The organism is Flavobacterium bomense (assembly GCF_003970355.1).
The window spans coordinates 1-861 of sequence record NZ_RYDJ01000226.1 but is presented as its reverse complement, the minus strand read 5'-3'; the positions used below and the strand labels follow the sequence as shown (position 1 = coordinate 861).

The 861-nt window shown below is 30.8% G+C and carries 2 protein-coding genes; both read right to left on the bottom strand.

What is annotated here, in order from left to right:
• Window positions 1-556: DUF7687 domain-containing protein (locus EKL98_RS17950; protein WP_199740754.1), on the bottom strand; the 556-nt coding region annotated here is incomplete at its 3' end.
• On the bottom strand, window positions 540-861 hold a 322-nt coding region (locus tag EKL98_RS16920; RefSeq protein WP_233589489.1), incomplete at its 5' end, for a helix-turn-helix domain-containing protein. The genes EKL98_RS17950 and EKL98_RS16920, both read right to left, overlap by 17 nt.

Here is an 861-nt window from a genome sequence, read left to right as displayed (position 1 = left end):
CTTTGATTTCCCATAAAGCGATTGGATTTATAACATTTGGAAATGATCCGTCAACTCTTCGGGATAAACTACGAATAGGGAAATTATTATGTGTAAAAGCAGATAATTCCTTTGGATCGTAATTACAATCATATCCTTTTGAATTAGCTTCAATTAGCATATTTATAATAGAAGTAAAATATGCTGGACCTTGTTTTTCGCCTTTCTGTTTATTTAAAGGTTCTGGACAAGTTGGATTTAACTCGGCTTTAAGTTTTGTGTATAAAGCTTTAGCTTGTGTTAAGTTCTGAAGATTTGGTTCAATGTGATTAGTTAGAAAATCAGCACGAAATTGAAAATATTCAATAAGTAAACTGCCGATGGCAGTTATTTTATTGTTTAAAACTATTTTGCTTGAATCTAATCCTAACTTATCGTATGCACTTTCAATATCTTGAATTGATGGAACTTTAATAGTCCCAAATCCTCTATTTGTGTAGCCAACTTTTTGACTAATCAATTTGACATTTGCCCAAAATTCTTGTGGTTGTTTTAAAAACTTACTTTCTGCTTGCATTTATTTTATTTTCAAATTCGGTTAAAAATTCCATTGTGTTTGTGTTAAAGCACTTTAAAATTTCCCGAAGCTCAATAAAATCGATTCTTCTTTCTCCACTTTCAATTTTGCTGATAAAGGATTGAGGAACTTTAAGTAAGTCGGCTAGATCTGATTGTCGAAGTCCAGAAGACACTCGAAGCTGATATAACATTTCGAGTAGTACTTTATTTTCCTTACTATTTAGCGACTTTTTCACAATTTCAAAATTATATCCTAAAACAGCATATCCCAAAATAGGATAATAGCACAAATGTATTATCTTT